The sequence below is a fragment of the Bradyrhizobium jicamae genome, from assembly GCF_018130695.1.
In the GTDB taxonomy this organism is placed as follows: Bacteria; Pseudomonadota; Alphaproteobacteria; order Rhizobiales; family Xanthobacteraceae; genus Bradyrhizobium; species Bradyrhizobium jicamae_B.
This window is the reverse complement of record NZ_JAFCJX010000013.1, coordinates 95,280-113,024: the sequence shown is the minus strand read 5'-3', so window position 1 is coordinate 113,024 and position 17,745 is coordinate 95,280. Positions and strand designations below refer to the sequence as shown.

At 65.9% G+C, this 17,745-nt stretch carries 17 protein-coding genes; 7 read left to right on the top strand and 10 right to left on the bottom strand.

Annotated elements, in window-relative coordinates; genetic code table 11:
* The first annotated feature begins 32 nt into the window (after positions 1–32).
* Together JQ604_RS20270 and JQ604_RS20265 are read left to right on the top strand one after the other, a co-directional pair.
* Entirely contained in the window at positions 33–425 is a 393-nt protein-coding gene (locus tag JQ604_RS20270) for a hypothetical protein (protein ID WP_212360357.1), read from the top strand.
* 127 nt (positions 426–552) lie between these two features.
* Positions 553–2,925, top strand: coding sequence for a putative bifunctional diguanylate cyclase/phosphodiesterase (locus tag JQ604_RS20265; RefSeq protein ID WP_212360353.1), 2,373 nt, complete (start codon positions 553–555; stop codon positions 2,923–2,925).
* A gap of 7 nt (positions 2,926–2,932) precedes the next feature.
* On the opposite strand, the gene JQ604_RS20260 is transcribed toward JQ604_RS20265, so the two are convergent.
* The 3 genes from JQ604_RS20260 to JQ604_RS20250 all read right to left on the bottom strand — a co-directional run bounded on the left by JQ604_RS20260 (position 2,933) and on the right by JQ604_RS20250 (position 5,823).
* Entirely contained in the window at positions 2,933–3,817 is an 885-nt protein-coding gene (locus tag JQ604_RS20260) for an MlaD family protein (RefSeq protein WP_212360350.1), read from the bottom strand.
* An 87-nt stretch (positions 3,818–3,904) separates the two neighbouring features.
* Positions 3,905–4,684 (bottom strand): ABC transporter ATP-binding protein, encoded by a 780-nt coding sequence (locus tag JQ604_RS20255; protein WP_212360347.1) that lies wholly within the window; start codon positions 4,682–4,684, stop codon positions 3,905–3,907.
* Between the two features lie 2 nt (positions 4,685–4,686).
* Complete coding sequence (locus JQ604_RS20250; RefSeq protein ID WP_212360343.1) at positions 4,687–5,823, bottom strand: MlaE family ABC transporter permease; 1,137 nt, start codon at positions 5,821–5,823, stop codon at positions 4,687–4,689.
* 132 nt (positions 5,824–5,955) lie between these two features.
* On the opposite strand from JQ604_RS20250, the gene dgcA reads away from it, so the two are divergent.
* Positions 5,956–6,951, top strand: a complete 996-nt coding sequence (dgcA, locus tag JQ604_RS20245) for an N-acetyl-D-Glu racemase DgcA (RefSeq protein ID WP_212360339.1) — start codon at positions 5,956–5,958, stop codon at positions 6,949–6,951.
* On the opposite strand, the gene JQ604_RS20240 is transcribed toward dgcA, so the two are convergent.
* Entirely contained in the window at positions 6,921–8,120 is a 1,200-nt protein-coding gene (locus tag JQ604_RS20240; protein WP_212360335.1) for an MFS transporter, read from the bottom strand. The two genes, dgcA and JQ604_RS20240, sit on opposite strands and share 31 nt — an antisense overlap.
* Before the next feature lie 76 nt (positions 8,121–8,196).
* Here JQ604_RS20240 and JQ604_RS20235 point away from each other — a divergent pair, with 76 nt between their 5' ends.
* Together JQ604_RS20235 and JQ604_RS20230 are read left to right on the top strand one after the other, a co-directional pair.
* Entirely contained in the window at positions 8,197–9,525 is a 1,329-nt protein-coding gene (locus JQ604_RS20235) for a hypothetical protein (protein WP_212360332.1), read from the top strand.
* A 135-nt stretch (positions 9,526–9,660) separates the two neighbouring features.
* The gene (locus JQ604_RS20230) at positions 9,661–11,169 is read left to right on the top strand and encodes a caspase family protein (protein ID WP_212360328.1); all 1,509 of its coding nucleotides are present in this window, start codon (positions 9,661–9,663) and stop codon (positions 11,167–11,169) included.
* Positions 11,170–11,245: 76 nt separating this feature from the next.
* Here JQ604_RS20230 and JQ604_RS20225 read toward each other — a convergent pair whose 3' ends face one another.
* From JQ604_RS20225 to thiD, 4 genes are all read right to left on the bottom strand, one after another.
* Positions 11,246–12,235, bottom strand: coding sequence for a threonine/serine dehydratase (locus tag JQ604_RS20225; protein ID WP_212360324.1), 990 nt, complete (start codon positions 12,233–12,235; stop codon positions 11,246–11,248).
* A 42-nt stretch (positions 12,236–12,277) separates the two neighbouring features.
* The gene (locus JQ604_RS20220) at positions 12,278–13,369 is read right to left on the bottom strand and encodes a glycosyltransferase family 4 protein (protein ID WP_212360321.1); all 1,092 of its coding nucleotides are present in this window, start codon (positions 13,367–13,369) and stop codon (positions 12,278–12,280) included.
* On the bottom strand, positions 13,366–14,178 hold the full coding sequence (locus JQ604_RS20215) for a UDP-2,3-diacylglucosamine diphosphatase (protein WP_212360317.1): 813 nt from the start codon (positions 14,176–14,178) through the stop codon (positions 13,366–13,368). Before JQ604_RS20215 ends, JQ604_RS20220 begins: the two co-directional genes overlap by 4 nt.
* A 192-nt stretch (positions 14,179–14,370) precedes the next feature.
* Positions 14,371–15,168: a bifunctional hydroxymethylpyrimidine kinase/phosphomethylpyrimidine kinase gene (thiD, locus tag JQ604_RS20210; protein WP_212360314.1), complete on the bottom strand. Its 798-nt coding sequence runs from the start codon at positions 15,166–15,168 to the stop codon at positions 14,371–14,373.
* A gap of 97 nt (positions 15,169–15,265) precedes the next feature.
* On the opposite strand from thiD, the gene JQ604_RS20205 reads away from it, so the two are divergent.
* A complete protein-coding gene (locus tag JQ604_RS20205; RefSeq protein WP_212360311.1) occupies positions 15,266–15,511 on the top strand; it encodes an Lrp/AsnC ligand binding domain-containing protein in 246 nt (81 codons plus the stop codon).
* A gap of 181 nt (positions 15,512–15,692) precedes the next feature.
* On the opposite strand, the gene JQ604_RS20200 is transcribed toward JQ604_RS20205, so the two are convergent.
* Entirely contained in the window at positions 15,693–16,619 is a 927-nt protein-coding gene (locus JQ604_RS20200) for a c-type cytochrome (RefSeq protein ID WP_212360307.1), read from the bottom strand.
* Positions 16,620–16,785: 166 nt separating this feature from the next.
* On the opposite strand from JQ604_RS20200, the gene JQ604_RS20195 reads away from it, so the two are divergent.
* The gene (locus tag JQ604_RS20195) at positions 16,786–17,208 is read left to right on the top strand and encodes a CHRD domain-containing protein (RefSeq protein WP_212360304.1); all 423 of its coding nucleotides are present in this window, start codon (positions 16,786–16,788) and stop codon (positions 17,206–17,208) included.
* A 78-nt stretch (positions 17,209–17,286) separates the two neighbouring features.
* On the opposite strand, the gene JQ604_RS20190 is transcribed toward JQ604_RS20195, so the two are convergent.
* Entirely contained in the window at positions 17,287–17,733 is a 447-nt protein-coding gene (locus tag JQ604_RS20190) for a c-type cytochrome (RefSeq protein WP_212360301.1), read from the bottom strand.
* Positions 17,734–17,745: the final 12 nt, after the last annotated feature.

Genomic DNA, 17,745 nt, shown 5'->3' with positions numbered 1-17,745 from the left:
GATCGCACAGGCAACCGGGTTGAGGGTTCGAGATGCGGCAACGTCGTGCAAACGGGAGCTTCTGCGCCGCGCTGATCGTGCTGGGCGCAGTCGGATTTGCGGCAGCCGTCCCGGCCGATCAACTGGAGCCATCAAAGGTCCGAACCATCAGGATCGGGCCACAGGCAGCGGACGATCAGCCGGGATCTGCACGCTCGCTGAACGAGCCTCGCTTCGTCCGGACGATCCCGGTCAAGCCAGCGGCCGCTGAGAAGCGCAATGTTGCGGATCGCGAATGGTCGGGAACGCCGGGCACCGTCGATCGCGCGTCGGATTCGCATCGCATTCGCACCCAGTCGATCCGGTCCGACGGCGCGGAGACCGGCACCTCCTATAACCGCTTCGTTCCCGGCACGGCATCCTCGCCTCCGTCTGCCGATCGATAGCCAGTCTCCGTAAAAGCACGGTGGTTTCACCCCCCGAACGTCGTCCGGTTAAGTTCATTCCTACCAAGTCCCTTTACGGGACATTGGCGTTTCCGGCCTAGCTTGGACCCTGTTCCCAGGGGACCGGATGACCATCGCGACCAAGCTACGCAACCTGTTCGGTGTCGGCGAATGCCACACGCCGCTCGGCCGCGCCTTGGTCGTCGAGCAGTTCCGCATCCTCACCAACCAGGTTCCGGTGCTCTATGCCGTGCTGCTGCTCGACAGCATCAGCGTCTGCATCGTCCTGCCACCGACCGTAAACCCCTGGCTCAGATTCGGCCTGCCAGGCGCGCTGCTCACCGTCAGCGTCATCCGCATGATCCAGTGGATCAGGCTGCGCGGCGCCGTCTACACGCCTGAACAGGCCTATCGCAACCTGGCCCGGATGCGCCTCCTCTCCACCGCGCTGCCGGCGGGCTTCATCATCTGGACGCTGGCGCTGCTGGAGGTGGTCGAGCCGGCGCTGCGCGCGCCGATTGCGCTACTCGTCTTCATGGGCTGCGTGGGCAGCGCCTACTGTCTGGCAAGCTTCCCAAGCGCCTCGCGCCTGTGTGTGACGATTGCGGGCGTGCCGCTGGTGCTGCGTCTGGTGGCGACCGGCGACGCGCTGCTGGTCTGCATCGGCGTCAATCTCGGCCTGTTGCTCCTGCTGCTGGTGCGGATGATGAGCACGAATTTCGGAACGCTCGTCGGTCTGATCCAGACCCAGGCTCGCCTCGCCGATGAAGGCGAGCGTGCCCGCGCCGCCGAAACCAGCGCGATCATCGAGCAGGCCAAGGCGCGTGAGATCGCCGGCCGCTTCGATCTCGCGCTGAACAACATGTCGCAAGGACTCTGCTTCTTCGACGGCGAGCAGCGCCTGATCGTCTGCAACCGCCGCTATCTCGAGATCTATGGCCTGTCGCCCGAACACATCTATCCCGGCATGCAGCTCAACGCGATCGTCGACCTGCGCTATGCGGCGGGCACCGCGCCGTTGATGAAGAAGGCCGACTACCTGACGTGGCGCAACAGCGAACAGATCATCAACAGGGAATCGGATTCGATCGTCGAGCTCACCGGCGGCCGCGTGGTCCGGATTTGCCATCGGCCGATGCGCGACGGCGGCTGGGTCGCCACCCACGAGGACATCACCGAACGAGACCGCGCCGAGCGGGAGGTGCGGCATCTGGCGTCGCACGACCTGCTCACGGATCTGCCGAACCGCGCCGCGCTCGACCAGCAGCTGTCGCTGATGATGCAGCGCCCGGACGGCGCCGACGGCTTTGCCGTGCTCTGCATCGACCTCGATCATTTCAAGGAGATCAACGATCTGTTCGGCCATTCGGTCGGCGACGCCGTGCTGCGCGAGACCTCGCGCCGCCTCAGCGCAGCGGCACAGGGCGCCTTCCTCGCGCGCGTCGGTGGCGACGAGTTCATCGCGACGACCGACCAGCTGCCGCTGGCGGCGGGCGCCGAGCTGCTGGCGCGACGGATGCGCGAGGCCTTCGCGGCGCCCCTCGAGATCGAAGGGCAGGCGCTCAAGCTCGATCTCAGCATCGGCATCGCGCTCCATCCGCGCGACGGCGAGACGCCGACCGCGCTGCTGGCCAACGCCGACGCAGCGCTCTATCGCGCCAAGCATGACGGCCGCGGCACCGTCCGCCTGTTCACCAGCGCGATGGACCAGCAACTCCGCGACCGCCGGGCCATGGAGCACGATCTGCGCTCGGCCGTCGAGAACGGCGAGCTCTATCTCGAATATCAGCCGCAGCAGCACCGCAGCGGCGAGATCACCGGCTTCGAGGCGCTGGTGCGCTGGCAGCATCCGGTGCGCGGCATCGTGCCGCCCGGCGAGTTCATTCCGGTAGCCGAGAAGAGCGGCGTCATCACCAAGATCGACGAATGGGTGCTGCGGGAAGCCTGCCGGCAGGCCGCGACATGGAACGAGAAGGTGCGGATTGCCGTCAACGTCTCCGCGACCCAGTTCCGCCGGGAGAACATCGAGCAGCAGGTGCGCAACGCACTGCGTGAGAGCGGCCTAGCGCCATCCCGGCTCGAGCTGGAGATCACCGAAGGCGTGTTGATCGAGGACATCGCGCGGGCCGGCCAGACGCTGGCGTCGCTGAAGTCGCTCGGCGTGATGATCGCGCTCGACGATTTCGGCACCGGCTACTCCTCGCTGTCCTATCTCGAGGCGTTTCCGCTCGATCGCATCAAGATCGATCGCTCCTTCGTGTCCAATCTCGGCGTCAGCCCGCGCTCGCTTGCGATCGTGCGCGCCGTGATCGGACTGGCGCACGGCTTCAACGTGCCTGTTCTCGCCGAGGGCGTCGAGACCAGCGAACAGCTTGCCATCCTGATCCGGGAGCGCTGCGACGACGTGCAGGGCTATCTGATCGGCCGCCCGCGCAGCGCCGAGCAATATTGCGAGCAGATGCGGGCCGAGGGCGGCGCACGGCTGATCGCGGCAAGCTGACGAAACCTTACCGGCGTCCCTGCGCGCCCGTCGCGGCCCGTGGCGGCGCCGCCGCCGGCGCGGGTGCCGGCTCCGGCGCGGCATTGTTGCCGCCGCCGAAGATCACGCGGCTCGGGTTGCGGTCGAAATTGTTCACGGCACGGCTGATGTCGGCCAGCGTCTTGCGGCCATCGGCGATCAGCGCGCCGGAGCGCTTGTCGAGGTCGTCGGCAAGCTCGCGGATCGCCTTGACCATCTGGTTGAGCTCGCCGCCATTGGCGCCGCCGCCGACCGCGTTGAGGCCGAGCATCAGGCTGTCGGCCTTGCCCATCACGCCGTCGACCTTGACCATCACGCTGTCGATCTTGTCGCCATTGCGCGCCAGGGCCGAGGTGAAGGTCTCCAGATTCCGCAGCGAGTTCTTCACCGACTCCTGGTTGTCGGCGACGATCCGGTTGACGTTCTGCAAGGTGGCGCGGATCGCCTCGGTGACGTCCTGCAGCGCGTTCGGATCGGCGGTCAGCACCGGGATGCCGTCCTGATCGAGCGGCACCGGAGGTGCGGCCTCCTCGCCGCCCTTCAGCGAGATCGCGGCGACGCCGGTCAGGCCCTGGAATTCGAGGCCGACCAGAGTGTCCTTGCGGATCGGGGCGTTGTTCTCGATCATCGCCAGTGCGATCACGCGGCGCGGATTGTCGAGCTTGACCGAGACGACCTCCCCTATCCGGATACCGTTAAAATTGACGTTGCCGCCATTGCGCAGGCCCGAGGCCGGGCCCTCGAAGATGACCCGCAGCGGGCTCCGCTGCTTGGTGGTGTGCAGGCTCTGGAACCAGAGCACGAATCCGAAGGCGGCGGCGATCACGGCCAGCGTGAACGCACCAATCAGGACGTAATTCGCCCGCGTCTCCATCAACTGCTCCGGTCACGCGAGGAACGGTTTCGAACCGTGCCTCTGAACTCAATTTCCTGCGGCGCTTTCGTCACGCGAGAGCGCCTGTCAAACCACAACGGCGCGGGCGCGCTTGCCGTTGAAATATTCCTGCAGCCAGGGATGCTGCGATGCCTTCATGTCGGCGATCGATCCTGCGGCAATGATCTTGCCGTTCCCCAACACGGCAATGCGGTCGCACGCGGTATAAAGACTGTCGAGATCGTGGGTTACCATGAAAACGGTCAGCCCCAAAGTGCGCTGCAGGGTGCGCACCAGCTCGTCGAAATCCCCCGCGCCGATCGGATCGAGGCCCGAGGTCGGCTCGTCGAGGAAGACGAGTTCCGGATCGAGCGCAAGCGCACGCGCCAGCGCCACACGCTTGATCATGCCGCCCGACAGTTCCGATGGATAGCGATCGGCGACCTCGGGCTTGAGGCCCACCATCACGAGCTTGGCCACCATGATCTCGTCGAGCAGCCGCTGCGAGACCTTGAGATATTCGCGCACCGGGAACTGGATGTTCTGCCGCACGGTCAGCGAGGAGAACAGCGCGCCCTGCTGGAACAGGATCCCCCAGCGCCGCTCGACGCCGCGCCGCTCGCTGGCGCTTGCCGCATCGAGATCGACGCCGAACACCTCGATGCGGCCGGCGATCTTCGGCACGAGACCGATGATGGTGCGTGTCAGCACCGACTTGCCGGCGCCGGAGGGGCCGACGAAGCCGAGGATCTCGCCGCGCTTCACATCGAGGTTGAGGCCGTCGAGCACGCGCGTCTTGCCGAATTGCACGGTGATGTCGCGCACGCGGATGATGGCATCGGATGTCGGTTGCGCCTGGATCGCCATCGTCACATCCCGATCGAGGCGAAGAAGATCGCGAACACGCCGTCCATCACGATGACGAAGAAGATGCCCTTCACCACCGACGCCGTCGTGTGCTGGCCGAGCGACTCGGCCGAGCCCTGCACCGCCAGTCCCTCGACGCAGGCGACGATGCCGATCACGGCCGCCATCACCGGCGCCTTGACGATGCCGACGATGAAGTGATCGATCGAGATCGCATCGCGCAGCCGCAGCAGGAAGGCTTCGGGGTCGACGCCGCCATAGAGCCATGCGACGAGGCCGCCGCCATAGAGCGAAGCCATCGCGCCGAGGAAGGCGAGGATCGGCAGCGCCAGCACCAGCGCCAGCATGCGCGGCAGGATCAGGACCTCGATCGGATCGAAACCCATGGTGCGCAGCGCGTCGATCTCCTCGCGCATCTTCATCGAACCGAGCTCGGCGGTGTAGGCCGAACCGGAGCGGCCGGCGACCATGATCGCGACCAGCAGCACGCCGATCTCGCGCAGCACCAGCACGCCGAGCATGTCGACCACGAAGATATCGGCGCCGAATTTGCGGAAATGGAAGATGCCCTGCTGCGAGATGATGCAGCCGATCAGGAAGGTGATCAGCACCACGATCGGCACCGCGCGCCAGCACACCTGCTCGAGATGATGGATGGTCGAGGTGAGGCGAAAACTGCGCGGGCTGATCAGCACGTGGCCGGCGGCGGCGAGCACGGCGCCGAGCATATCGATCAGCGAGATCACCGTGGTGCCGGTTCCGGCCACGGCGCGGCCGATCTGCTCGAGCATGCCGGTCAACGACACCGGATTGCTCTCGACCACGGGCGCGGCCTTGACGCGGCGGACCTCGTCGACCAGCGTGGAGTAGTTCGCCGACAGGCCGGAGATCTTGGCCTCCGCATCGGCCTGGCTCAGGCTGCGGCGCAGCCGCTCGATCAGCCAGGCACCGAACGTGTCGAGCTTGGAGATCTGCGAGACGTCGATGAAGATGTTGGGCCGGCTGCCGCGCAGCTTCTCGGCGTCGGCAACAATCCGTTCCAGCACGGGCGCAAAGCGCGCCGTCCAGGCACCCGCCGCGCACAACGCCAGTCCGTTGCCTTGGGCTATCCGCTCCAGTGTCGGGTCGCCACCGCTCACAATGCCCACCCCTCGGCCGGTTGGCCGTTGATCCGCCACCGTTCCGGATCGCCTTGTCGAATCTGTCACTAAACAGCCATAGTTGGTCGCAGCCCGCAAGCACGGGGTTCACAGAAAATAGTAGAGTTTCAAATGACTTCCACCCCCTCCCGAACCCTCATTGTCCGGATCGAGCGCTGGCCGATCGCGGGTTCCTTCACGATCAGCCGCGGTGCCAAGACCGAAGCCGTGACCGTCGTCGCCGAGGTCAGCCAAAGCGGGCTCACAGGCCGCGGCGAATGCGTGCCCTACCCGCGCTATGGCGAGACACCGGAAGCCACCCTGCAAGCGCTGGAGGCGATGCAGGCGCCGCTGGCGCAGGGCCTGGGCCGCGTCGCCCTGCAGGCCGCGATGCCCGCCGGCGCCGCCCGCAACGCTCTGGATTGCGCGCTGCTGGACCTGGAGGCCAAGGCCGCCGGCCAGCGGATCTGGGACCTGCTCGGCCGTCCTGCTCCCGTGGCTCGCACTACCGCCTACACGATCTCGCTCGGCACGCCTGAGGCGATGGCCGAGGCCACCGCCAGGGCCGCGCAGCGCGCGCTGCTCAAGATCAAGCTCGGCGGCGACGGCGATGCCGCGCGCATCAAGGCCGTCCGCAAGGCCGCGCCCAACTCCGAGCTGATCGTCGACGCCAACGAGGCCTGGACCGAGGACAATCTCGCGCAAAACCTCGCGGCCTGCGCCGATGCCGGCGTCACGCTGATCGAGCAGCCGCTGCCAGCGGGCAAGGACGAGGCGCTGTCGCGCAACAAGCGACCGGTCGCGGTTTGCGCCGACGAGAGCGTGCATGATCGCGCCTCGCTCGATGGCCTGCGCGGCCGCTACGACGCCGTCAACATCAAGCTCGACAAGACCGGCGGACTGACCGAAGCGCTCGCGATGGCCGACGCCGCACGCGCGCTCGGCTTCGAGATCATGATCGGCTGCATGGTCGCGACCTCGCTGTCGATGGCACCGGCGATGCTGATCGCGCAGGCCGCGCGCTTTGTCGATCTCGACGGGCCGCTGCTGCTGGCGCGCGACCGCGACCATGGGCTGCGTTACGACGGCAGCCTGGTCTATCCGCCGGATGCCGCTCTCTGGGGGTGATGAAGGTAGAGCTTTCGCGAGAACCACATCACGAGCCCGCCTGAGCCGGCCATTGCGGCCATCAGGTAGTAGACGCCCTGCCCGTAGCGCGCATAGACCATGCCGCACAGGATCGACGTCGCGCTCGCGACGACGCCGCCGCAGGCCGTCATATAGCCTTGCCCGCGCGCCATGACGTGGCCCGGCACGTGATGCACCATCAGCCCCATGATGCCGACCTGCGTCAGTCCGAACGACAGCGCATGCGCGAGCTGGACGAAGGCGAGGATTGCGATCGGCGGATCCTGCGCCGTGATCGTCCAGCGCGCCACCGCGCTTGCCGCCGCGATCACCACCAGGACGGCCGATGGCAGCGTGAAGCGCGGCGAGACCGCAAACAGCACGATCTCGGCGATCACACCGATCGCCCACAGGCCGGCGATCGTCAGTCCGCTATAACCGGCCTGCTGCCAGGCGATCGAGGCGAAGATGTAATAGGCGGAGTGGCTGCTCTGGATCAGCGCGGACGCCACGACGATGGCGATGAAGCCGGGATCGCGCAGCAGCTTGCCCGCGCCATGCGCCTGCGTCGTCGCGCTTGCCGGCTGATCCAACGGCCTGAGCGCGAGACCGACGAAGGCGCCGAGCATCGCCGCACCCGCGATGATCCAGATCAGATGCTTGGGTGCGATCACATCGAGCAGCAAGCCGCAGCCGAGCGAGCCGACCACGAAGGCCGCCGAGCCCCACAGCCGCAGCGGGCCGTAGTTGAGCCCGTAGCGCCGCACGCCACGCAGCGCATAGGCGTCCGTCAACGGCACCATCGGCGTCCAGACGCAGCAGGTCACGGCGTAGGTCACGAGCACCGCAAGCGGCGGGTATTGCGTGCCGATCACGAGGAACCCGAGCGCGGTGCCAAAGCCGGTGATCACGATCGCGCCGCGCAGCATCTGGCGCCGTTCCGCGGCCGCCGTGACGAAGGGTAGCACGGTGAATCGCGACACCGGCGGCACCGCGGAAATGATCCCGATCCAGGTCGCGTCGATCCCGACCGCCTTCAGCCACACCGTGAAAAACGGCAGGTGCACGCCGGTCATGCCGAACAGGGTGGCATAGAAGGCCGCCAGCGCCCGCGCGAATCGCCGCGCTGCAACCGCCGCTGCGATGGGGATTTGTGATTCGGACTGCATCAATTCAATTGCGATTCGCGCGATATCGTGGTGATCGTTAGCTTAACGCGCAGTGATTTGCGCGAAGAGATTGTGGATGGCCGAAGAAGCATTCGCCTTGTCGCCCATATCAGCCCGCGCGGCCCAGCCGAGCGAGGAGGATTATGCTGCGATCAGCGAAGCCTTCCTGGAGACCTCGCGGGGCCGCTGGTTTCTCGGCGAATACGCCAAGCGCAACCGCAACGCCGACACCCGCATGGTGCTCGACGCGGTGGCGCGGATCGAGGAAAACCTCAGCCAGCAGCGTCAGGCGGCGCAGGACGCCGCCTACGAGGAGCGGCTCGGCGAGGCGCTGAACGCCGTTCGCGGCGCGATCGAATCGGTGCAGGCCTCGGCGCTCGCAACCATCGACGCCATCAGTTTCGAGCAGACGCTGCTGCCGGTGCGCAAGGGCGTGCGGGTGATCCGCGAGATCTCCTGGCGGCTGCGCGAGATCGGCAATGACGGGCGGATCTGCGACATCATCGATTCGCAGGCGAGCGCCATCGAGGCCGCCGCCGCAGCTGTTACGGTCGACGAGGCCAAGGCCGCGCTCGATACGGCCTTCGCCACCCTCGCCGGCCGGCTCGCCGCGTTCGAGCCGGATGAAACCGCAGCGCCGGTTGCGGAAGCCCCCGTTGCGGAAGCAACGGCCGAGGTTCCCGTCGCCGAAGCGCATCTGGCGATGACGCCCGAGCTCGAGACCCCCGTAGTTGAGGCCGCGTCTCCAACTGCGGAGGCAAGCCCGGTCATCGACCACGCACCGGCTGCGGCCGTCGAAGACGCGATCATGGCTGCCATGAGCGAGCCAGTCACCGAAGCCACGCCGATGGCGGAGGCTGCGCCGGTCGCTGAAGCTGCTCCCGTCGATATTCCGACGGAACCCTCAGCCGCAGCACTGGCGGAAGCCGAGGCGGCGCTTGCTGAAGCGGAAGCCGCCGAACTCGCCCGCGTCGCGGATGAGGCGGCCGCCGAGGCCGAGGACGAAGCCGTGCTCGACCTCATTGCGGCCGAGATGGGTGCCCCCGATCCGATCGACGACAGCGAGATCATGCTGGCCGAGGAAGCGCACCTCGACGACGCACCGGTCGCCGAAGCACCGCCGATGGTCGAGCCTGAGATTGCCGCGCCGGAGATAGCCGAGCCCGAGGTTGCGCTCGTGCCAGAGCCGATCGCCGAGCCTGCGCCGACGCCATCGGTTGCTGCGCCTGCCCCGCCCGAAATCTCCGTTGCCGCTCCGGCTGCACCGGAGCCCGCAATGGAAGTCTCGCTCGGCTCGACCATCCTCGCGAGCGGCCTTGTCCGGAGGCCGAGCACCGTCGCCAACGATCCGCTCGCGCCGATCCGCCGCATGAGCCAGGCCGAGAAGATCGCGTTCTTCTCTTGAAGCGCGCTCTCCGCTTCAATTCATCCCACCTCCACCGCCGGCGCTGCGTGACTCAGATCACGTTCTGCAGCCGAGCCTGCGCGTAGCGTGCACGCGACCCATCTCGCGATCGAGATTCCTGTTTGGGAGCGCGCCATGTTCCGCCTGAAATTGATTTTGTCTGCTGCTGCCTTGCTCGGCAGCCTGTTCGCCTTCGGCCAGGGCAACGCGGCTCACGCCGAGACCAGCACGGCCGTCGCCAACGACGCCGCGAGCGCCACGCCTGCGCCGGAGCAACGGGTCGCGCTGGTGATCGGCAATTCGAACTATGTGAACGCGCCGAAGCTCGCCAACCCCGGCAATGACGCGCAGTCGATGGCGGAGCTGTTGAACTCGGCGGGATTCGAGGTGATGGCGGCGACCGACTTGACGCAGAGCGACATGGTGCGAGCGTTGCAGGATTTCTCCGACAAGGTCGCGGCGCGCGGTCCGAACACGGTGGCGATGGTCTACTACGCCGGTCATGGCGTGCAGCTTGCCGGCGAGAACTATCTGGTTCCCGTCGATGCGAAGATCGCAACGCCGGCCGATCTCACCGGCAATTCGGTGCGCCTCGTCGACATCATGGGCACGTTGGAAAACGTCCCCAGCCGGATGCGCATCGTCATACTCGACGCCTGCCGCAACAATCCGTTTCCGACCGTCAACGAAGCCACCCGCGGTCTCGCCATCGTCGACGCGCCGAACGGCTCGATCGTCGGTTACTCGACTGCGCCCGGCATGGAGGCGCAGGACGGCAAGAACGGCCATAGCCCCTACACCAACGCCTTCCTCAACCTGGCGCGCGAGCCGAACCTGCCGATCGAGCAGCTGTTCAAGCGCATCCGGCTCGAGGTCAACGACGCGACCGACGGAAAGCAGACGCCGTGGGAAAGCTCGTCGCTGACGTCGGATTTCACCTTCTTCGGCAACACCGCCGTCGCCTCTGCGCGCCCGCCGGAGCGCGGCCCCGTCGTGATGATGGCCTCGAACCTGCCGAGCCGCTCGGCGCGCCAGGCCTATGACTTCGTGCTGTCGGAAGGCTCGCCGGACTACTACGAGGAATTCATCACGCTCTATCCGTACGATCCGCTGTGCGATCGCATCCGCTTCCTGCTCAACAACTGGCGGCAGGTCGCGGCCTGGCACAAGGCGGTGCTCGCCAACACGCCGTTCGCCTACAAGACCTTCCACGACAACTTCGGCAACAGCCCCTATGCGCAGACTGCGCTGAAGCTGCAGAGCCAGCCGAAGGCGCTGCCGCTGCTGCAGTTCACAAAGCTGTCCAACGTCGGCCAGCCGAACAACGGCATCAAGTTTGGCGACGGCAAGCTCGGCGGCGGCAAGATCGTGACCCTGCCCGCGCCAGGTATGAACAAGACGATGTCAAACACCACGCTCAACGCCACCGGTGTCGGCAAGGGCAAGGTCGCCAACCTGCCGGCGATGAATGCCGGCAAGCTTGGGACCAATCAGGGCATGAAGGTCCAGAAGTTCAACGACCGGCCGAAATTCCGTCCCGAGCGGCAGACGATGCAGGTCAGCAAGCCGAAATTCGGCGGCCATTCAGGCTTCAACTCGAACGCCCGCATGGGCGGCATGAGCCATGGCGGCGGTCGCCACTGAGCGCGCGTAACGCTCGCCAAAAGCAAGCGGGGCAGAGCGATCACCGCTCTGCCCCGTTTCACGTTGGAGCTTCCCGTTACGCCACCAGCTTGGCAAACAGATCCGCGTCGACATTGCCGCCGGACAGCACGATGACGACATTCTTGCCCTTGGCGTCGATCCGGCCTGCGAGCAGCGCCGCAAGACCGATCGCGCCGCCGGGCTCGACCACCAGCTTGAGCTCGCGATAGGCGAAGGCGACGGCCGCACCGACCTCGTCATCGGAGGCCTGCACGCCGTTGGCGAGCAGTTTGCTGTTGATCGCGAAAGTCAGCTCGCCCGGCATCATCGCCATCAGCGCGTCACAGATGGTGCGGCTCGTCACGGGATGCGGCTCGCGGTGACCGGCGCGCAGCGACAGCGCGTGGTCGTCATAGCCCTTGGGCTCGGCGACGATCACCTGGCTTAAGGGGAATTTCGTCTTCACGGCGGTGGCGACACCTGCGATCAGGCCGCCACCGGAGGCCGGCGCGACCACGATGTCGGGCACAAGCCCCATCGCGGTCATGTCCTCGGCGATCTCGCGGCCCGCAGTGCCCTGGCCTGCGATCACGAAGGGATCGTCATAGGGCCGCACCAGGGTCGCACCGCGCTTGCGCGCGATGTCGTTGGAGATGGCTTCGCGATCGTCGCGGTCGCGGTCGTACAGCACGACCTCGGCGCCATAGGATGCGGTGCGCTCGCGCTTGGTGAGCGGCGAATCCGCAGGCATCACGATGGTCGCCTGCATGTTCAGGATCTTTGCCGCCGCCGCGACGCCCTGGGCATGGTTGCCCGAGGAGAACGCGACCACGCCGCCGCTCCGCTGGTCCTGCGGGATCGAGGCGAGCTTGTTGAAGGCGCCGCGGAACTTGAACGATCCGGTCCGCTGCAGCATCTCCGGCTTGAGGAAGACCCGGGTGCCGACGCGTTCGTCCAGCACAGGAAAATTCAACAACGGTGTGCGCACCGCGAACGGCGCGACCACTTTCGCTGCGGCCTCGATATCAGCCGCGCCGATGGGTGAATTGGGGGCGATGTCCGTCATCCGCAATTTGTATCGCGCGGGCGGACAACCCGGCAAGACGCATTATCGTGCGTTGGTGTGAGTGGCCGGGAGAACCGTGAAATGGTGCTCTTCGGTACCGAATTCCGCCGCTTCCGCCTCATCCTCGGGGGGAACGGGCCGGACGTTGGTGGCATGGCCGACGAACACCCGCGCGGACGCCTGCCAGGTGTGCAGCGCTGCGAAATCGACACAGGCCTGCCGCGGGATCGACACCGCCTCCAGGCAGGCCTTCTGCAGGTCCTCGTCCAGCACGCCGACGGGCGCTGAGCCGATCACGTCGCGGGGACCGGTGACCGGAAAAGCGGCAACCGGCAGGCCGCTTGCCAGCGCCTCCAGCAGCACCAGGCCGAACGTATCGGTGCGGCTCGGGAACACGAAGACGTCGGCGGCCGCGTAAATCTCTGCGAGTTCCTCGCCATGCCGCGCGCCGAGGAACACGGCGTCCGGATATTTCCGCTCCAGCGCGATCCGCGCCGGACCATCGCCGACCACGACCTTGGTACCGGGCAGATCGAGGTCGAGGAAGCCTTCGAGATTCTTCTCCACCGCGACGCGGCCGACGCTGAGATACACCGGCTGCGGCAGGCAGAGATCGATGTCGCGCGGATGGAACAACTCAGTGTCGACGCCGCGCGACCACAGCACCACATTGCGGAAGCGGCGCTGGCGCAGCTCGGCGGCAAGCGCCGGGGTCGCGGCCATCACGGCCTGGCTCGGCTTGTGGAACCAGCGCAGCGCGCGCCACACCCATCGCTCCGGGATCGGCGAGCGCGCCGAGACATATTCCGGAAAGCGGGTGTGGAAGCTCGTCGTGAAGGGCACGCCATGCCTGCGGCAATAGCGCCGCACCAGCAGGCCGATCGGGCCTTCGGTCGCGATGTGGATGCTGTCGGGCCTTGTCGTCCGGATCAGCTCGGCGATCTTCTTAGGGCGCGGCAGCGCCAGCCGCAGATCCGGATAGCTCGGCATCGCGAAGGTGCGGAACGTCTCCGGTGTCAGGAAGCTGATCTCGACGTCGAGATGCTTGGCCGCCTTCGCCATCATGGTCAGCGTGCGGACCACCCCGTTGACCTGGGGATGCCACGCATCGGTCGCGACCAGGATATGCGTCATGCAGCGCGGGCCGTGACGCGCGGGACCGGCGCCAAATGACGCTGCGGATCGGTCCAGGTGATGATCTCGAACTGGCCGTCCTCGTGCTCGACCAGCGCGGTGCAGCTCTCGACCCAGTCGCCGCAATTCATGTAGCGGATGCCGTGCTCGTCATGGATCGTGGCGTAGTGGATGTGGCCGCAGATCACGCCCTCGCAGCCATGCCGCCGCGCTTCGCCCGCGAGCGTCGATTCGAACGCGCCGATGTAATTGACCGCCTTCTTCACCTTCAGCTTGGCCCATTGCGACAGCGACCAGTAGGGCACGCCGAACATGCGGCGGACAAAGTTGACCAGGCGGTTCATCTGGATCGCGAAGTCGTAGGCCTTGTCGCCGAGATGGGCGAGCCAGCGCGCGTTCTGCACCACGAGGTCGAAGATGTCGCCGTGGATCACCAGATATTTTTTGCCGTCGGCGCCGGTGTGGACGGTGTTCTCGACCACGTCGATGCCGCCGAAATGCGTGCCGTAATATTTGCGCAGGAACTCGTCGTGATTGCCGGGGACGTAGATCACCTTGGCGCCCTTGCGCGCCTTGCGCAGCATCTTCTGCACGAAGTCGTTGTGGGTCTGCGGCCAGTACCAGTTGGATTTCAGCGCCCAGCCGTCGACGATATCGCCCACCAGATAGATCGTGTCGGCGTCGTGGCTGCGGAGGAAGTCGAGCAATCGGTCGGCTTGCGAGCCGCGGGCTCCGAGATGGACATCGGAGATAAACAAAGTGCGAAAGCGCCGCTCCGGGCTTTCTTCACTCGAGGAGTCGCTTCCCATGCCGTGCACCTAACAGATTCCTGTGACAGGGCGATGACTAACCCCGCGGCGTAAGGCCCGGGAAAAGTTAACGAGAATCGGTTGCGCGCCCCACGATTGCGGATAACAGCGCGATGCGACAATCAGGCGACATCGGGGGCGGTGAGACTACGGAACAGGCGCGAGTGTGGCGTTCCGGTTGCGCGTGGGCGCTCAATAAAACCTGTGAAAATGATGCACCGGCCCGTGGCCGTGCCCGACGGCAAAGCGATCGGCCGCAGCGATCGCGGCGCTGATCCACGTCTTCGCATTGCGCACGGCGGTCTCGAGATCATCGCCCTTTGCAAGTCCCGCTGCGACGGCCGACGACAGCGAGCATCCGGTGCCGTGCGTGTTCTTCGTTGCGATGCGCGGCGCGGCGAGCGTGATGCTGTGGTCGGCATCGAAGAGATAGTCGATGCTCTCGGCGCCCTGCCCGTGGCCGCCCTTGATCAGCACGGCGCGGCAGCCCATGGCGAGCAGCCGCTTGCCCTGCTGTGCGACTGCGGCTTCACTCTCCGCGATCGGCGCATCGAGCAGCGCGGCCGCCTCCGGCAGGTTCGGCGTGATCACCGACGCCAGCGGAATGAGCTTTGTCCGGAGCGCATCGACGGCATCGGCCGCGAGCAGCCGGTCGCCCGAGGTCGCGACCATCACGGGGTCGAGCACCACATGCCGCGGCGACCAGCGCTTCAGCACCGCCGCAATCGCTTCGATCGTGGCGGGATGCGCGACCATGCCGATCTTGACCGCGCCGACCGCGAGATCGGAGAACACCGCATCGATCTGCGCGGTGACGAAATCCGCCGGCACCGGGTGGATGCCGCTGACCCCTTTTGTGTTCTGGGCGGTCAATGCCGTGATCACGGAGGCACCGTAGACGCCGAGCGCGGCGAAGCTCTTCAGATCGGCCTGGATGCCGGCGCCGCCGGACGAATCGGAGCCGGCGATGGTGAGCGCAATCGGGGTCATATCCCCTCCTACCGCGACCGCCCATTGGCAGCAAGTTCGCTTGCCTTGACTGCCGGTTTTTGGCCTATAGTCGCCCAAATTCCCGGAGACGACAGCGATGGTTCCCTTCTTCATCCAGATCAAGTGCAAGCTCGGCCAGTCCTATACGGTGGCCAACGCGCTTGCCGAGGCCGAGATCGCATCCGAGATCTACTCGACGGCCGGCAATTACGATCTGCTGGTGAAGTTCTATGTCGACAACGAAACCGACATCGGCCATTTCGTCAACGAACGGGTGCAGGTGATCCCGGGCATCCAGGACACCCTGACGATCATCACCTTTAAGGCGTTTGGCGGACGCTAGGCTGAGGTACGACCACGACCGAGCTGCGCTCCCTCGCCCCGCTCTTCGCGGGGAGAGGGTTGGGGTGAGGGGCTGCCTCCAAGCAATCGGTGAAAGACGACTCGCGGAGAGTCCCCCTCACCCGTATCGCATCTTCGATGCGATACGACCTCTCCCCGCAAGCGGGCCGAGGTGAAGCGGATCACGACGCATCCTTCTTCTTCGGCTTGGGCGGTCCCTCGACCGGCGGCAGCGATTTCACGTACTCGGCGATCGCGGCGCGATCCGCCGCTGAAAGCTGCGAGGTGTTCTTGATCACGCGCACCATCGATCCGCCGGCACTGTCGCCATCCGGCGTCTGACCGGTCTCGAGGAAGTATTCGATGTCCTTGGCGCTCCAGTCCGACAATCCCTTCTGGGTGATGTTGGGCACCCAGCCCTCGCCTTCCGGATTCGGCCCGCCGGCGAAGCGCTGCGCGGTGACGATGCCGCCGAGGACATTGCGCGGGCTGTGACACTCGGCGCAATGGCCCCAGCTGTTGACGAGATAGGCGCCGCGATTCCATGACGCGGAGCGGCCCGCGTCGGCAACGAACGGCTTGTCGTCCATGAACAGGAATTTCCAGACGCCGACGTTGCGGCGGATGTTGAACGGAAACGGCAGATCGTGATCGCGCACCTTGCCCGGCACCGGCGCCAGCGTCTTCAGATAGGCGAACAGATCCCTCGCGTCCTCGATCTTCGCATGCGTGTAGGACGGATAGGGAAACGCCGGGAAGAAATGCGTGCCCTGCGGCGAGGTGCCCTTGAGCACGGCGGTCACGAAGTCGGCCTCGCTCCAGCGCCCGATGCCGTCATTGGGATCGGGCGAGATGTTCGGCGCATAGAAGGTGCCGAACGGTGACGGTATCGCGAGCCCGCCGCCGAGCTTGAGACGATCGTCCTGCTTGGGCACCGCATGGCAGGAGGAACATCCGCCGGCATTGAACGTTGTGAGGCCGTTGGCGAGATTGGGCTGGTAGGCGGGCAATGCGCCTGCCGCAACCGTTGCGGGTATCGTGAGCCACCAGAACACAGCTGTTCCAGCGATGGCGGCCACCACGGCCGCAAGGAGAAGTCGTCGCAACATTCACCGATCCGTCATTTGTCTGCGTCAGCCGATGCGGCAGTATGGCCGCAAGTCGAACAAGATGCGCGCCGGAAATTTGCCGCGACCGCGGCGATCCTGGGAATAAATCCGAAACGCTGCTGTTTTGAGGCTGACACCGTCGTTTGACGTCAACAGGGAGAGAACCATGTCGAACAAGATCATGCTGGCCACGCTGACGCTCGGCGCCGCGATCGCCTTTGCCGGCCCGGTGCTGGCCGAGAAGATGACGGCGAAGCTCGACGCCAAGGCCGAGGTGCCGCCGAACGCCAGCACGGCCACCGGCACCGCCGACATCGACTATGATCCCGCGACCAAGAAGCTGAGCTGGAAGGTGACCTATTCCGGCCTCTCCGGCCCCGCCACCGCCGCGCATTTCCATGGTCCCGCCGAAGCCGGCAAGAACGGCGGCGTCGCGGTTGCAATCCCGAACGCCGGCACCAGTCCGGTTGAGGGCAGCGCGACCTTGACCGACGCGCAGGCGGCCGACCTCACCGCCGGAAAATATTACGTCAACATCCACACCGCGGCCAATCCGGGCGGCGAGATCCGCGGCCAGGTGACGAAGTAACAACAAGCAGCGGCCGGCACAAAAAGGGCGGATGCCGCGAGGCATCCGCCCTTTCCCGTTCACGCGATTGATCTGCGATCAACCTTTCTTGATGCGATAGGTCTCGTGGCAGCCGCCGCACTGCTTGCCAATGACCGGCAGCTCGGCCTTCAGCGTGTCGAGATCCTTGATCTTGCCCTTGGCATCGGCAACGGCCTTGGCAAAGCTTGCAACATGGGCCTCGAAGCCAGCCTTGTCTTCCCAGATTTTTGGCGAGGCCGCGTAATCGCCCTCCGGGCTGAGACCCTTGGTGCTCTCGGGGAACAGGGTCGGAAACTTCTTGACGGTGTCTTCGAACTGGGCGAGCGCAGCGTTGACGGTCGCCTGGTCGTAGGGCTTTTCGCCCTTGACCATCGCCGCCAGTGCGCCGGCGTTCTTGCCATTGTCCTTCATCTGGGCCTGGGCTTGTTTGACTTGATCCTGTTGCGCAACGACAGCGCCAGCACTGAACACGAGCGCTGCTGCGACGACGACAATCCGTTTCATCGTTGAAATCCC

Excerpts from the sequence above, each read along its gene's own strand:
- JQ604_RS20270 (WP_212360357.1), top strand. The coding sequence starts at position 33 with ATGCGGCAACGTCGTGCAAACGGGAGCTTCTGCGCCGCGCTGATCGTG.
- JQ604_RS20265 (WP_212360353.1), top strand. The coding sequence starts at position 553 with ATGACCATCGCGACCAAGCTACGCAACCTGTTCGGTGTCGGCGAATGC.
- JQ604_RS20260 (WP_212360350.1), bottom strand. The coding sequence starts at position 3,817 with ATGGAGACGCGGGCGAATTACGTCCTGATTGGTGCGTTCACGCTGGCC.
- JQ604_RS20255 (WP_212360347.1), bottom strand. The coding sequence starts at position 4,684 with ATGGCGATCCAGGCGCAACCGACATCCGATGCCATCATCCGCGTGCGC.
- dgcA (WP_212360339.1), top strand. The coding sequence starts at position 5,956 with ATGACTTCCACCCCCTCCCGAACCCTCATTGTCCGGATCGAGCGCTGG.
- JQ604_RS20240 (WP_212360335.1), bottom strand. The coding sequence starts at position 8,120 with ATGCAGTCCGAATCACAAATCCCCATCGCAGCGGCGGTTGCAGCGCGG.
- JQ604_RS20235 (WP_212360332.1), top strand. The coding sequence starts at position 8,197 with ATGGCCGAAGAAGCATTCGCCTTGTCGCCCATATCAGCCCGCGCGGCC.
- JQ604_RS20230 (WP_212360328.1), top strand. The coding sequence starts at position 9,661 with ATGTTCCGCCTGAAATTGATTTTGTCTGCTGCTGCCTTGCTCGGCAGC.
- JQ604_RS20225 (WP_212360324.1), bottom strand. The coding sequence starts at position 12,235 with ATGACGGACATCGCCCCCAATTCACCCATCGGCGCGGCTGATATCGAG.
- JQ604_RS20220 (WP_212360321.1), bottom strand. The coding sequence starts at position 13,369 with ATGACGCATATCCTGGTCGCGACCGATGCGTGGCATCCCCAGGTCAAC.
- JQ604_RS20215 (WP_212360317.1), bottom strand. The coding sequence starts at position 14,178 with ATGGGAAGCGACTCCTCGAGTGAAGAAAGCCCGGAGCGGCGCTTTCGC.
- thiD (WP_212360314.1), bottom strand. The coding sequence starts at position 15,168 with ATGACCCCGATTGCGCTCACCATCGCCGGCTCCGATTCGTCCGGCGGC.
- JQ604_RS20205 (WP_212360311.1), top strand. The coding sequence starts at position 15,266 with ATGGTTCCCTTCTTCATCCAGATCAAGTGCAAGCTCGGCCAGTCCTAT.
- JQ604_RS20200 (WP_212360307.1), bottom strand. The coding sequence starts at position 16,619 with ATGTTGCGACGACTTCTCCTTGCGGCCGTGGTGGCCGCCATCGCTGGA.
- JQ604_RS20195 (WP_212360304.1), top strand. The coding sequence starts at position 16,786 with ATGTCGAACAAGATCATGCTGGCCACGCTGACGCTCGGCGCCGCGATC.
- JQ604_RS20190 (WP_212360301.1), bottom strand. The coding sequence starts at position 17,733 with ATGAAACGGATTGTCGTCGTCGCAGCAGCGCTCGTGTTCAGTGCTGGC.